Here is a 14,362-nt window from a genome sequence, read left to right as displayed (position 1 = left end):
CTGGCCTTACTTGGCCCTGTTCACCAACAACACCCCCGCCAGAATCACAGCCATTCCCATATAGTGCATCAGGTAAATGCTCTCGCCATCGGCTAAGCCCCATCCTAGCGCCACAATCGGCATTAAATAGGTAGAGGTGCTGGCAAATAGCGTGTTGGTCATGTGAATGAGCTTGTTGTAAAAAACCAACCCAATGGCCGTACTGAAAACCGCCAATAACGTGATATACCCCAGCGCTTCCCAGGCCTGCGGTTGCGTGGCCAGCTTTTCAAAAGCAGGCGTAGTAAGCAGATACCCAAAGGCCAGCGGACCCACTGTGAGTAAAGACAGGCTGGCCATGGTCAGGGGCTTGATACCGGCCAGGCAATGCTTGATAATGTTCAGGCTGCCGCCGTACAGCAGCGTAGCTAACACCACATACAGGCCATAAAAAGAGTTGGAAGAGGTTTCCTGGGCGCTGCCCGAAAAGATCAATACCGCCGTTCCTCCAATCCCTATCAAAATACCCAGCACCCGCAGCAGCGTAATACGCTGTTGGAAGAAAACCGCGCCAATGATTAGCGTGAAAAGGGCCGTCAACGAGTTTAGTACGCCTGCCAGGCCGCTCGCCAACTGGGTCTCGGCGTAAGCGAAGAGAAACGCCGGAATCAGGTTTCCTATCAAACCGCTGATCACCAGAAACTTCCATTGCCCGGCCTTTGGGGCCTTTAACCCTCTCAGGGCGAAGGGCAGCAAAGCCAGCATGGCAATGGTAATCCTGATGGCGCCCAGTTCATCTGAGGAGAAAACCGCCAGCCCTTTCTTGATCAGGATAAAAGAAGTGCCCCAGATCAGGGACAGGCCACCCAGAATAATCCACGCTAATGCCGGCGTAGAGGTAGAGGGGGCAGCAACAGCAGGGGAGGTAGTTTTAATAGACAAAGCGGTGGCGTGAAAAATGGAAGCGCAAAGATAATGGATGTTGGCGCGTTTTAGCGGTGTTTTCCGGAAAACAGGCCCAAAACAGAAAAGGGCAGTTCCTTCTCCCTCAGGGAGAAGGCTAGGATGAGGGGGAAAGCGTTTCAAGCTAGCAAAGCCTAAGCCCAAGAGTCACCGCCGCCTTTCAAACGCCCGCAATAAAAAATGCGTTTTCGGCCTGTTTTTGGTAAAACAAGCCGAAAACGCATGTCAACTTTTGAAACAGGCTAAATCTCAGCGTACTCCATGGAGTTGGCAATCTCATCCAGAATGGCGTAGATCTCCTCGGGGTCCTCGGTCTGCACCAGGCGGGTACGGTAGGTCTTCACGTTGGGCAGGCCCCGGAAGTAGTTGGCGTAGTGGCGGCGCATCTCAAAGATACCCAGGCGCGGACCTTTCCACTCCAGGCTCTTGTCAAAGTGCATCTTGCACATGTCAATGCGCTCCTGCAGGGTAGGCGGGGCCAATAACTCGCCGGTCTCCCGGAAATGCTTGATCTCCCTGAAAATCCAGGGGTAACCGATGGAGGCCCGGCCAATCATGATGCCGTCTACGCCATACAGCTCCTTGTATTCCAGCGCTTTCTGCGGGGTGTCAATGTCACCGTTCCCGAAGATGGGGATCTGAATGCGGGGGTTCTCCTTGATTTTCCGGATGAGGGTCCAGTCAGCTTCGCCTTTGTACATCTGCACGCGGGTACGGCCGTGCACGGTAAGGGCTTTGATACCTATGTCCTGCAGGCGCTCGGCCACTTCCTCCACATTTCTGGTGCTGTCGTCCCAGCCTAGGCGGGTCTTCACGGTTACCGGCAAGCCGAAGGGTTCTACCGCCTGCACAATGGCCGAGGTCATGGCCACCATCTTGGGGATATCACGCAATAGGGCCGCGCCGGCGCCTTTGCAGGCTACGTTCTTCACGGGGCAGCCGTAGTTGATGTCAATCAAATCTGGGCCCACCTGCGCCGAGATCACCGCACTTTCGCGCATAGACTCTATGTCAGACCCAAAGATCTGGATCCCGATGGGGCTCTCATAGTCAAAGATATCCAGCTTCTGGCGGCTCTTGGCGGCATCGCGTATGAGGCCCTCAGAGGAAATGAACTCTGTATACATTAAGTCGGCGCCGTTGGCCTTGCACACTGCCCTGAACGGCGGGTCGCTTACGTCTTCCATGGGTGCTAATAGCAGCGGGAAGTCCGGAAGCTCTATATTGCCGATTTTTACCACGTGATTGAGTTTAAATAATTCGCGTAAATTTACCTCATTAAAACCACACCGCCTATATGAAAGGTTTCATCTCGCCCGCGCTCCACCCTTTTAAGTCGCTTTTGCTCTTCTGTCTGTTTGTGGTGCCGGGCCTGTTCATTGGCAACTTTCTGGCCATGCTGCTCATCAAACTCATATGGGGCTATGGCCTCACGCAGATAAGCGAGATGCTGGCCAACCCCAGCGCCTACCCCGACAGCCGCAGCGCGATGGTCTTTTTTCAGGGGGTGGTGCACCTGATTGGCTTTACATTAGCGTCCCTGGCCTTCCTGAAAGTATACGCGCACAAACCCGCCGCTTTCCTGTCGCCCCGGCCTTCTATCCCGGGCTACCTTCTGCTGGGCAGTGCCGTGCTCATGCTGGTGATCCTGCCGGCCGCCTCGTGGCTGGTATACTGGAACGCCAACGTGGATTTTCCGGCGTTTATGGACGGGTTTGAACAGTGGGCCAAGGCCAAAGAGGAATACCTGCGGCAACTTACCTTGGAGATGACCAAAATCAACACCGTGCCGCAGCTGCTGCTGGGCCTCATGGTCTTTGCGGTGCTGCCGGCCATTGGCGAGGAGCTGGTATTCAGGGGCGTGGTGCAGAACGAGCTGCAGCGCTGGTGGCGAAACCCACACCTGGCCATTTGGGTGGCCGCCATTGTGTTTGGCATCATTCACATGCAGTTCTATGGCGTGGTGCCGCGCATCTTCCTGGGCGTGGTCTTTGGCTACCTGTACTGGTGGTCGGGTAACATCTGGGTGCCCATCATAGGGCATTTCATGAACAATGGCTTTATGGTGCTCATGATGTACCTGCAGCAGCGCGGCCAGGTAGACCTGAACGTGGAGTCTACGGAGGCTTCGCCTTGGCATGTTTCCCTGCTCTCCCTGGCCCTTAGCCTGGGGCTCCTGTATGTGCTTTATAACGGCTTCCGGCGCCTGCCTTTTCCGGCTCACGCCGATGAATAAACCTGTTTTAGCCCCCTTTTCCGGAAAACAGCCTTAAAACAGATCTAAGAAAATCCCCCTTCCCGCCCAGATGCGGCGTATAGCATCCTTTATATGGAGAAACCAAAAAAAGCACTTAACAATCTGCAGCTGAGGCTTCTGGCCGGAGTGCTGGGAGGGGCCCTGTTTATTGGCGCCATCTATTGGAACGAATGGACCTTTTTTATGCTGTTTCTGGCCTTGACCGTGCTGGGACTGCTGGAGTTCTACCGCCTGCTCTCCACCAAAGGCTTTCAGCCCAACCGCGTGATTGGGGTAGGCTTGGGCGTAGAGCTGTACCTGCTGGGCTTTGCCGTGGAAGAAGGCGCCATTGCCTCTGACTGGCTCTTTCTCTTGCCGCCGGTCATGCTCCTGGCTCTGGTGGCCGAGCTGTATCGCAAAAAAGAGCAGCCCTTCACCAATGCGGCCCTTACGCTGGTAGGCGTTTTCTACATTGCGGCCCCATTTACGCTGCTGCACGTACTGGCTTTTCTGCCAGGCAGATACAGCTGGCAGATTATTCTGGGCATCATGTTCCTCATCTGGGCCTCTGATACCGGGGCCTATGCAGCGGGCAAATCCTTTGGGAAAAATAAATTATTTCCGCGTATTTCGCCCGGCAAAACCTGGGAGGGCTGGGTAGGAGGGATGCTTCTTTCTATAGGTGTAGCGTGGCTGCTGGCCCGATACTTTCCTGATTTGGCCCTGGAACATTGGCTGGGGGTAGCCGTACTGGTCTCTGTGTTTGGCGTGCTAGGTGATCTGGTGGAGTCTATGCTCAAGCGAAGCCTGGGCGTGAAAGACTCCGGAACCTTGATTCCGGGCCACGGTGGCATTCTGGATAGGTTTGATAGTCTTATTCTGGTAGTGCCCTTTGTGGTGGCTTTTCTGGAACTGGTTTGGTAAAGAATACCTACGAATAAAGCAGGTAAGGCTAGTTTTGTTTTTGGAATTTGATAATTTTGCGGCCTGAATTTACCCCGATATTGTTAATTTAATAATTATGGCAGCATACAACAGTAAGATGGCCTATAAGGAACCTGCTCCTATCAAGGACAAGGAGAACCCGTTTGAGTCCATGATGTCAAGGTTTAACATTGCGGCAGAGGTGTTGGGCTTAGATGATGATACCTATGAAGTCTTGAAGTCGCCTACCCGCCAGGTGATTGTGAACCTGCCCGTGACCATGGATGACGGCAGCGTGCGCGTGTTTGAAGGTTTCCGGGTGATTCACTCTAACATATTAGGTCCGTCTAAAGGCGGTATCCGGTATGACAAAGGCGTATTCCTGGATGAGGTGAAGGCCCTGGCCGCCTGGATGACCTGGAAATGCGCCGTGGTGGATATCCCCTACGGTGGTGCCAAAGGCGGTATCATCTGCGACCCTACCACCATGTCTGCCGGTGAGTTGGAGCGCCTTACCCGCGCCTATACCGTGGCCTTGATTGATACCTTCGGCCCAGACCAGGATATTCCGGCCCCCGACATGGGTACCGGCCCGCGTGAGATGGCCTGGTTGATGGATGAGTACTCCAAAACCAAAGGCATGACCGTGAACTCGGTGGTAACCGGAAAGCCCCTGGTATTGGGTGGCTCCCTGGGCCGCGTAGAGGCCACCGGACGCGGGGTAATGGTATCGGCCATGGCCGCCATGGAGAAACTGGGCATGGACCCCACCCAGTCTACTGCTGCGGTGCAGGGCTTCGGGAACGTGGGTTCCTGGGCGGCTAAGCTGCTGGCGGAACGCGGCGTGAAGATCCTGGGCGTGAGTGACGTGAGCGGTGCCTATTGGAACGAGAACGGCATTGACATTGAAGCCGCCATTGCCTACAAAAACGCGCACCATGGCCGTCTGGAAGGCTTTGCTGGGGCAGAGACCATCAGCAATGATGACCTCCTGACTTCTAAAGTAGATGTGCTGGTGCCTGCCGCCGTGGAAGACGTGATTACCGCCCGCAACGCAGACCAGATTCAGGCCCGCCTGATTGTGGAAGGCGCCAACGGCCCCACCTCGGCCAACGCCGATAAAATCATCAATGAGAAAGGCATTATGGTAGTGCCAGACATTCTGGCCAATTCTGGCGGGGTAACCGTGTCTTACTTTGAGTGGGTACAGAACCGCCTGGGCTACAAATGGAGCCTGGAAATGGTGACCGAGCGCTCTGACCGGATTATGTCTGAGGCGTTCAACAAGGTGTACGCCACCTCTCAGAAATACAACGTGCCTATGCGTATTGCCGCTTATATTGTGGCCATTGACAAGGTGGCGCAGACCTATAAGTTCCGGGGTGGTTTCTAAGCCCTGCCGGGTCAAAACCTAAAGAAGTACACAAATTTGCCGCCTCCTTGTCTTTTTTTTAGACAGGGGGCGGTTTTTTTTATATTTTTGCTTCATAAGCCCAAGAAGTATCTAATGAAAATTCATAAAGAAGGACGAAAGATTCTGTTTTTTACCCTGTTAGGTATGTTGGTGGTGAACATGGCGCTTTACTACTTCAACAGTACCCACCTCACCTTCAACCGGATCTTCTCTGCCGTTTCCCTCATCGTTTTCCTGCTCATCCTTCAGTTCTTCAGAAGCCCGTACCGCAACCTGCTCCTACACGAGGACCTAATCGTGGCCCCCGCCGACGGCAAGGTGGTGGTGATTGAGAACGTGGAGGAGCCCGAGTATTTCAACGATGTGCGCAAGCAGATTTCCATCTTTATGTCACCTATCAACGTGCACATTACCCGTAACCCGGTGTCTGGCGTAGTGAAATACTTCAAATACCACCCGGGTAATTACTTTGTGGCCTGGCACCCAAAATCCAGTACCAAGAACGAGCGCACCACGGTGGTAGTAGAATCGCTAGCCGGTCCAGAGGTGCTGTTTCGGCAGATTGCCGGCGCCATGGCCCGCCGCATTGTGTGGTACGTGACCGAGGGCGACGAAGTGAACCAGGGCGAGGAGTTCGGTTTCATCAAGTTCGGGTCCAGAGTGGATATCTTCGTGCCTGTGGATACCGAGGTGAAGGTACAGTTGGGTCAGGTGACCAAAGGCGGTCAAACCGTGATTGCCCAGCTGAAAACCCCGGCTTCCGCGTCTTTCTTTGGTTGATCTTTTGGTATCACGTAGCGCGTACCACGTAGCAAGACTTTTTTCTGGAATTCCAGGATTGATATAAAACGAAGAAGCCTCATCTGTGAAAGATGAGGCTTCTTCGTTTTAGAGCTGTTTTCAGGAAAATGGCTTTAAAACGGCATTCCCAGAAAATCGTGATACTTGATACTCACTACGTGATACCAACTTAAAACCAGTTCTCGGCCAGTTTCATGAGTTGCTCCAGGTATTTCTGGTCTACCTCATCAAAGTCGTTGAGGCGGTCGCTGTCCACGTCCAGGACCATTTTCACCTCGCCGTTTTTGATCACCGGCACCACTATCTCAGACTTGGAGTCGCTGCTGCAGGCAATGTGGCCGGGGAAGGCTTCTACGTCGGGTACCAGAATGGTCTCGCGGCGGGTGTAGCAGGCGCCGCACACGCCCCTATGGAATGGGATGCGGGTGCAGGCCACCGGCCCCTGGAACGGTCCCAGCACCAGTTCGCCTTCCTTCACCAGGTACGCGCCCACCCAGAAAAACCCGAATCCTTGTTTCAGGGCAGCCATCACATTGGATAGGTTCGCGATGAGGTCGGTCTCCGGGGCAACTAACGCCTCAATCTGCGGCAGCAGGGCCTTATATTTCTCTTCTTTGGAGAGGGTATCGTCAATAAATAAATTCTCAGCCATAAGGTAATGTGCTAATTTTTTAATGTGCTGATGTGCTAGTGATCTATAGAGCACAGCTTTTCTTTGAAAGGCAAAGGTAACCCCGGGAGCTTCCGGGTGCAACTTGTTGCTGGTATGCTGCGGGAAAGGACGTCTTTAGAAATGCCTGTTTTGGGCCTGTTTTAGAGAAATCAGGCTTAAAACAGGTAAAGGTGTTCCCGCTAGGAATTCCTGTAGATAGTCAGTTCATCTGGGCCAATTTGCCGCCGGGAAGCAAATAGGGAAGAAGGCAGCAGGGGAGCTTTTACGCCTTGGGTTAATGGGTTGGGGCTTTTAAAAACCCGTATTTCATCCCATAGATTACCCTTAATCAACGCCTCCAGCAGAACCGCTCCGCCTTCCACCAGCACGGACTGCACATTTCTCTGGTACAGGTCTTGCAGCATCTGTTCCAGAAACCCAGTCTCTTGTGTAAGGGTCACGAACGTTGTTTGGGTGGTAGCCTCCTTTTCTTTAAGGGAATAAATGAGTGTGGGTTGGGAGTTGTCTAAGAGATGGTGCGTTTGAGGGATCTGCAGCTGTTTGTCTATGGCTATTCTTACAGGGGCTGGTCCGGGCCAGTGGCGCACGTTCAGATGGGGGTTGTCATTGAGGGCAGTGCGGGTGCCCACTAAGATGGCCTGTTCCTGGGTGCGCCATTGGTGGACCAGCAGTTTTGAAAGGGGCCCCGAGATCTGACAAGGCTGGCAGTCTGGCAGACCTATGAACCCATCAGATGACTCCGCCCATTTGAGCACCAGGTAAGGCCGTTTTTGGGTCTGGTTAGTAAAGAAACGTCTATTTACTTCCAGCCCTGCCTCCTCCAATACGCCAATATGCACCTGGCAGCCACCGTCCATCAATTTCTGGATGCCCTGGCCCGCCACCAAGGGGTTAGGGTCGGTGTTGCAGATGACCACGTCACGCACGCCGTGCTGTAGTAGGAAATCGGCGCAGGGTGGGGTTTTGCCGAAGTGGGAGCAGGGTTCCAGGGTGACGTAGAGCCGGCTTTCGGGCAGCAGGCTTTTGTCCTGCACGCTGTTAATGGCATTTACCTCGGCGTGCGGACCGCCGTATTGCTGATGCCAGCCTTCACCAATGATCTTGTCTTCGTGCACCACCACGCACCCCACCAGCGGGTTAGGCCGGGCCGTTCCGGTCCCCAATTCCGCCAGGTCCAGCGCGCGCCGCATGTATTTCTTGTCGGTCTTCATGATGTGTATTTACGCGGCCCTCTTGATTTCCATGCCCGAATATCGGGTGTTTTTTCAGAAATTGCCCAAAACTGTGTCTATGCCTACCATTGAGGAGACTTTAAAGCACCTGACCCAACAGCTACAAACGCTGTATGAAGAACCCGAGGCCCGTACCATGGCCGAGTGGGTGTTGCAGTACCTTCTGGAAACGGGAAGGATGGGCCTACTTCAACGCCGGCAGGAACCGGTACCCACTGGTCTGGGCGACCAGGTGCAGCAGTGCCTGGAGCGCCTGTTGCAGCATGAGCCGTTGCAATATGTATTAGGAGAGGCCTCTTTTTACGGTCGTGACTTCAAGGTGACCCCGGCAGTTCTGATTCCGCGTCCAGAGACCGAGGAACTGGTGCAACGGATTATCAAAACCTACCAGCACCAGCACCAGCACCAGGTCCGGTTGCTGGACATTGGCACCGGGAGCGGCTGCATTCCCATTACCTTGGCAGCTGAATTGCCCACGGCCCAAGTCTGGGGCCTGGATGTGTCTGAAGAAGCTTTGGCGGTAGCGCGCTCCAACGCAGAGGCGATTAACCAGCAAGTAACCTGGCTCCACCAGGACATTCTGCAAGAAGTGCCAGCGCTTGAGGCAAATAGCTTAGACGCCGTGATCAGCAATCCTCCGTATGTCTTGGAGGAAGAGAAAAACCTGATGCGGGAAAACGTGCTGGCCTTTGAGCCGCACCTGGCTCTGTTCGTGCCCAATGAAGACCCACTGCTTTTTTATAGGCGCATCGCCCAGGTGGCGCAGACGTTACTGAAGCCGGGCGGGCGGCTCTTCTTTGAGATTAATGAACGGTACGCCGGACAGACAGAAAGCTTGCTGCAAGAGCTGGGTTACCAGGGAATTCGCCTCTACCAGGACCTCCGTGGCAAGGACCGCATGGCAGAGGCTTTATGGCCCGGAAAATTGGGATAGGGATATGATAACAAATGGGTTACCCTAAATAATGAAAAACTCGTACCTTTGCCCTGAAAAATAATATCTAAAGTACCTGTTTCTTCGTAAGGAGTCTGATTCTTTTGCTTCACTTTGTCCATGAGCCAACCTGCCCCCTCGTATTCTGCCCATGAAACCGCTGTCATAGACGAAGGTTGCCAGATTGGGGAGGGGACTAAAATATGGCATTTCTCACATATTATGCCCGGCTGCCAGATAGGCAAGCGCTGCAACATCGGGCAGAACGTGGTCATCTCTCCGGGCGTGGTTTTAGGCGAAAACGTCAAGATCCAGAACAACGTCTCTGTTTACACGGGCGTGATTTGTGAAGATGATGTTTTTTTGGGGCCTTCCATGGTCTTTACCAATGTGCTCAATCCAAGGAGTGCCATCAATCGGCAGGGCGAATACAAGCAGACCTTAGTGCAGAAAGGGTCCAGCATTGGGGCTAATGCCACTATTGTTTGCGGCCATACCATCGGGGCCTATGCCTTGGTTGGGGCTGGTGCTGTGGTGACCAAAGATGTAGCTCCCTACGCCTTGGTGTATGGGAATCCCTCGCAACAACATGGCTGGGTAAGCGAAGCCGGGCATAAGCTAAGCTTTGATGCCCAACAGGAAGCCATTTGCCCTGAAACAGGCGAGAAGTATATTTTGAGTAATAATTCAGTAACTAAATCATCCATTTAAATAGATTAACTGTGTACCAGCAACTCCTCAATAAAGAAGCCAAACTGGCAGTCATCGGCCTAGGATATGTAGGACTCCCCATTGCCCTGGAGTTCGCGAAGAAGATAAGTGTGATTGGCTTTGATATCAATGAAAAGCGGGTTGATCTGATGAAGAACAACGTTGACCCTAGCGGCGAGTTGGAGGCATCAGCGTTTGAAGGCTGTGATATTACCTTTACCCATGACCTGGAGGTGCTGCGCGAAGCCCGGTTTTTTATTGTAGCTGTTCCTACCCCAATTGATGCGTATGCCTTACCCGACCTGAAACCCCTGTTAGGCGCCTCTGCCACCGTAGGTAAAGTTCTGAAGAAAGGCGACTATGTGGTATTTGAGTCCACTGTATACCCTGGCTGTACCGAAGAAGACTGTATTCCAGTGCTGGAGCGCGAGTCTGGCCTGAAATTCCCTACTGACTTTAAAGTAGGTTACTCCCCAGAGCGTATCAACCCAGGTGACAAAGAGCACACCCTTACCAAAATCGTGAAAGTGGTTTCCGGCTGTGATGCAGAGTCTCTGGACGTAGTGGCAAAGGTATATGAACTGGTGATTGAGGCGGGCGTGCACCGTGCGTCTTCTATCAAGGTAGCCGAAGCGGCCAAAATCATTGAAAACACCCAGCGTGATGTAAACATTGCGCTTATGAACGAGCTTTCCATCATCTTTGACCGGATGAACATCAATACCTATGAGGTGTTGGAGGCTTCCGGTACCAAGTGGAACTTCCTGAAATTCTTCCCGGGTCTGGTAGGCGGCCACTGTATTGGCGTGGATCCTTACTATTTGACCTATAAAGCCAAAGCGCTAGGGTATGACTCTAAAATCATCTTGAGCGGCCGTACTATCAATGACGGCATGGGCGCTTACGTGGCCAGCAAAGCTATCAAGATGATGATCAAGGAAGGAAAGGCCATCTCCAAAGCCAAAGTCTTGGTAATGGGTGCCACCTTCAAAGAGAACGTGGAAGATATCCGTAATTCTAAGGTAGCTGATGTCATCAATGAGCTGAAAAGCTTTGGGGTGCAGGTAGACGTGGTAGATCCATATGCCTCTTCAGAAGAGTTGAAGCATGAGTACGGTTTTGGTTTAGTGGAAAACCCTACCAATGATTATGACGCCGTGGTGGTAGCGGTGAACCACAAAGACTACCTGGGCTTTGACGAAGAATATTTCAGGACCATATCCAGCGACAGCCCTATTGTGATTGACCTGAAAGGTATTTACAGAGGCAAAATCAATACCCTCCCTTACTGGAGTTTATAAACAGCATACAATGAGTAAGATTCTTGTAACAGGCGGAGCGGGCTATATTGGGTCGCATACCGTAGTGGAACTGGCGCAGGCTGGTTATACACCAATCATAGTTGATAATTTCAGCAATTCTGAGGAAAGTGTGCTGGAGGGGCTTGCGCAAATATTGGGTAAAGAGGTAGTCTGCTATAAAGTAGACTGCACTGACGCCTCTGCGTTACAAGAGGTTTTCTCAAAAGAAGGTGATATCACAGGCGTGATTCATTTCGCTGCCTTTAAGGCGGTAGGTGAGTCTGTAAAGGAGCCTTTGAAGTATTACCATAACAATGTGACGGGTTTAGTGACCCTACTGCAGGCTATGGAAAAGAATAACCTGACCCAACTGGTATTCTCTTCTTCCTGTACGGTTTATGGTATTCCGGAGAAGCTGCCTGTTACGGAGGAAACGCCTACCCAAAAAGCAAACTCGCCATACGGCAATACCAAGAAGATTGACGAGGAAATTTTGCAGGATGTGGCCAACAGCGGAAGCTATTCAGTAAAATCCATTGCCCTCCGGTACTTCAACCCAGTAGGGGCCCATGAATCTGCCCTCATTGGAGAATTGCCGTTGGGAGTTCCAAGTAACCTGGTTCCTTTCATTACCCAAACTGCTGCTGGAATCCGGGAGAGTCTCACCGTCTTTGGTACCGATTATGATACTCCGGATGGAAGTAATATCCGGGATTACGTGCATGTGGTAGATTTAGCGAAAGCCCACGTGGCCGCCATTAAACGCTTGGAGAAAGCAGAAGCCGTGCCGTATGAGGTATTCAACATTGGGACCGGGAAAGGCAGCAGCGTGCTGGAGGTAATCAAAGCTTTTGAAAACGCCACCGGCCAGAAGTTCAACTATAAAATTGGGCCGCGCCGTGCGGGTGACGTGCCTGCCATCTATGCTGATGTGACCAAAGCCACCCAAGAACTAGGGTTTCAAACTTCTCTGTCTTTAGAAGACAGCTTAGGAAGCTCCTGGGCCTGGCAAAAGCAATTGATGAAGAAATAGAAGTTAATATTTAATAGAATGAAAATACTGTTAACAGGAGGCGCCGGTTTTATAGGATCACATGTGGTGCGGTTGTTTGTCAATAAGTACCCGCATTACCAGATCTTCAACCTGGACAAACTTACCTATGCCGGCAACCTGCAGAACCTGAAAGATGTAGAAGATGCCCCCAACTACACGTTCCTGAAAGGCGATATCACCGACCAGGAGTTTATCAACAACCTCTTTCAAGAGCATCAGTTTGACGCCGTAATGCATCTGGCGGCAGAGTCGCACGTGGACCGTTCCATCACCGATCCTATGGCTTTTGTTAGGACCAATGTGAACGGAACCTGCAACCTGCTGCATGCGGCCAAAGAACTCTGGAAATCTGATTTCACAGGTAAAACCTTCTACCATATCTCCACGGATGAGGTGTATGGCTCCTTAGGTGAAACCGGCTTGTTCACGGAAGAGACGGCTTATGATCCCCGGTCACCGTATTCTGCTTCCAAGGCTAGTTCAGATCACTTTGTGCGGGCTTATTACCATACCTATGGCTTGCCGGTAAAAGTGTCAAACTGCTCCAATAACTATGGACCTAACCATTTTCCGGAGAAGCTCATTCCGCTGGCGCTCAACAATATCAAGAACAACAAGTCGGTGCCGGTATATGGCAAAGGCGAGAATATCCGGGATTGGTTATATGTGATTGACCATGCCCGCGCGATTGATGACGTATTCCACAAAGGCAAAGTAGGGGAAACCTATAATATTGGCGGTGTCAACGAATGGCGCAATATTGACCTGATCCATTTGCTGTGTGACATCATGGATGAGAAGCTAGGCCGGGAGCAAGGAACCTCCAGAAAGCTGATCACCTTTGTAACTGATAGAGCCGGGCATGACCTGCGTTACGCCATTGACTCTTCCAAAATCATGAAGGAACTGGGCTGGGCCCCGTCTGTTACTTTTGAGGAAGGCTTGGAGAAGACGGTGGAGTGGTACCTTGACAATGAGGAGTGGCTCAACAATGTTACCTCTGGTAGTTACCAGGAATATTACAAAGGGCAATACACGCGCTAGTGATAATTTAAAAGCAATGCGGTTTTGAGGCTGTTTTCCCAAAAACAGCCTCAAAACCTTTTTTATGAACCTTATTTCATTTCTATGTATTCATCACCCTTCCATACCGGTTCCTTAGAAAATACCTCATTTTTGGTGACAGGCGGCGCTGGCTTTATTGGCTCTAACCTGGTAGAATATCTGCTTAAGTACAACGCCAAGAAAGTCAGAGTGCTGGATAACTTTTCCAACGGATTCCACAAGAACCTGAAAGCCTTCCAGGGCAATGACAGGCTGGAAGTTATGGATGGCGATATCCGGGATATGGAGGCGTGCATGAAGGCCTGCGAAGGCATGGATGTGGTGTTGCATCAGGCAGCTTTAGGTTCAGTACCCAGAAGCGTGAAAGACCCGGTTACTTCCAATGAGGTCAACGTGGGTGGTTTCGTGAACATGCTCATGGCCACTAAGGAGCAGAAGGTGAAGCGTTTTGTGTACGCTGCTTCTTCGTCTACCTACGGCGATAGTAAATCCCTTCCTAAGGTGGAAGATAAGATTGGTAAGCCGCTGTCTCCTTATGCGGTGACCAAATATGCCAATGAGTTGTATGCCGATGTGTTCGGGAAAACCTATGGCATGGAGATCATCGGGCTGCGGTACTTCAATATCTTCGGGCCCCGACAGGATCCTAACGGGGCGTACGCGGCTGTAATTCCATTGTTTATTGATGCGGTTCTGAATGGAAAGTCTCCTAGAATGAACGGAGACGGCGGCCAAACCCGTGACTTTACTTTTGTGGAAAACTGCGTGGAAGCGAACATCCGGGCGGCAATGGTGACGAACCCTGATGCCATCAACCAGGTGTATAACATTGCGGTAGGCGACAGAACTTCCTTAAACGATCTGTTCAACATCCTGAAAGAAGAGGCCGGAGTGGACATCACCCCGGAGTACGGACCAGAACGGGCCGGAGACATCAGAGACAGTTTAGCCGATATCACCAAGGCGCGGACCTTGCTGGGCTACAATCCGCAGATCAGGATCCAGGAAGGCTTGCAGAAAACCCTTGCTTGGTTTAAGGAAAACCAGGACTTTATCTACAACCAAAAATAACCCC

General features: G+C 51.9%; 14 protein-coding genes. 10 read left to right on the top strand and 4 right to left on the bottom strand.

The window, feature by feature from the left end; all coding sequences use genetic code 11:
- Positions 1–6 precede the first annotated feature (6 nt).
- Together TH63_RS16925 and dusB are read right to left on the bottom strand one after the other, a co-directional pair.
- Positions 7–921, bottom strand: coding sequence for a DMT family transporter (locus tag TH63_RS16925; protein ID WP_231583498.1), 915 nt, complete (start codon positions 919–921; stop codon positions 7–9).
- A 263-nt stretch (positions 922–1,184) separates the two neighbouring features.
- Entirely contained in the window at positions 1,185–2,183 is a 999-nt protein-coding gene (gene dusB / locus TH63_RS16920) for a tRNA dihydrouridine synthase DusB (protein WP_048921988.1), read from the bottom strand.
- A 56-nt stretch (positions 2,184–2,239) separates the two neighbouring features.
- Between dusB and TH63_RS16915 the strand changes: the two genes are divergently transcribed.
- The 4 genes from TH63_RS16915 (at position 2,240) to TH63_RS16900 (ending at position 6,296) form a co-directional block, all read left to right on the top strand.
- Entirely contained in the window at positions 2,240–3,178 is a 939-nt protein-coding gene (locus TH63_RS16915) for a CPBP family intramembrane glutamic endopeptidase (protein ID WP_076606521.1), read from the top strand.
- Between the two features lie 93 nt (positions 3,179–3,271).
- Positions 3,272–4,102 (top strand): phosphatidate cytidylyltransferase, encoded by an 831-nt coding sequence (locus tag TH63_RS16910; RefSeq protein WP_048921986.1) that lies wholly within the window; start codon positions 3,272–3,274, stop codon positions 4,100–4,102.
- Between the two features lie 118 nt (positions 4,103–4,220).
- A complete protein-coding gene (locus TH63_RS16905; RefSeq protein WP_048922928.1) occupies positions 4,221–5,495 on the top strand; it encodes a Glu/Leu/Phe/Val family dehydrogenase in 1,275 nt (424 codons plus the stop codon).
- A gap of 114 nt (positions 5,496–5,609) precedes the next feature.
- Positions 5,610–6,296 carry a phosphatidylserine decarboxylase family protein gene (locus TH63_RS16900; RefSeq protein WP_048921985.1) on the top strand — a complete coding sequence of 229 codons (687 nt, stop codon included), beginning with the start codon at positions 5,610–5,612 and terminating at the stop codon, positions 6,294–6,296.
- 190 nt (positions 6,297–6,486) lie between these two features.
- On the opposite strand, the gene TH63_RS16895 is transcribed toward TH63_RS16900, so the two are convergent.
- Positions 6,487–6,969 (bottom strand): GAF domain-containing protein, encoded by a 483-nt coding sequence (locus tag TH63_RS16895; protein WP_048921984.1) that lies wholly within the window; start codon positions 6,967–6,969, stop codon positions 6,487–6,489.
- Positions 6,970–7,169: 200 nt separating this feature from the next.
- The gene (ribD, locus tag TH63_RS16890; RefSeq protein WP_048921983.1) at positions 7,170–8,201 is read right to left on the bottom strand and encodes a bifunctional diaminohydroxyphosphoribosylaminopyrimidine deaminase/5-amino-6-(5-phosphoribosylamino)uracil reductase RibD; all 1,032 of its coding nucleotides are present in this window, start codon (positions 8,199–8,201) and stop codon (positions 7,170–7,172) included.
- A gap of 79 nt (positions 8,202–8,280) precedes the next feature.
- Between ribD and prmC the strand changes: the two genes are divergently transcribed.
- The 6 genes from prmC (at position 8,281) to TH63_RS16860 (ending at position 14,358) form a co-directional block, all read left to right on the top strand.
- Positions 8,281–9,156, top strand: coding sequence for a peptide chain release factor N(5)-glutamine methyltransferase (prmC, locus tag TH63_RS16885; RefSeq protein ID WP_048922927.1), 876 nt, complete (start codon positions 8,281–8,283; stop codon positions 9,154–9,156).
- A 120-nt stretch (positions 9,157–9,276) separates the two neighbouring features.
- Positions 9,277–9,867, top strand: coding sequence for an acyltransferase (locus TH63_RS16880; protein ID WP_048921982.1), 591 nt, complete (start codon positions 9,277–9,279; stop codon positions 9,865–9,867).
- A gap of 11 nt (positions 9,868–9,878) precedes the next feature.
- Positions 9,879–11,168 (top strand): nucleotide sugar dehydrogenase, encoded by a 1,290-nt coding sequence (locus TH63_RS16875; protein WP_048921981.1) that lies wholly within the window; start codon positions 9,879–9,881, stop codon positions 11,166–11,168.
- A 10-nt stretch (positions 11,169–11,178) separates the two neighbouring features.
- Entirely contained in the window at positions 11,179–12,201 is a 1,023-nt protein-coding gene (galE, locus tag TH63_RS16870) for a UDP-glucose 4-epimerase GalE (RefSeq protein WP_048921980.1), read from the top strand.
- Positions 12,202–12,219: 18 nt separating this feature from the next.
- Complete coding sequence (gene rfbB / locus TH63_RS16865; protein WP_048921979.1) at positions 12,220–13,266, top strand: dTDP-glucose 4,6-dehydratase; 1,047 nt, start codon at positions 12,220–12,222, stop codon at positions 13,264–13,266.
- Positions 13,267–13,350: 84 nt separating this feature from the next.
- Entirely contained in the window at positions 13,351–14,358 is a 1,008-nt protein-coding gene (locus TH63_RS16860; protein WP_048921978.1) for an SDR family oxidoreductase, read from the top strand.
- Positions 14,359–14,362: the final 4 nt, after the last annotated feature.

This window comes from Rufibacter radiotolerans (assembly GCF_001078055.1).
Classification (GTDB): Bacteria; Bacteroidota; Bacteroidia; order Cytophagales; family Hymenobacteraceae; genus Nibribacter; species Nibribacter radiotolerans.
Note: the sequence above shows the minus strand (reverse complement) of the source record. Positions and strands in the feature narration are given on the sequence as shown.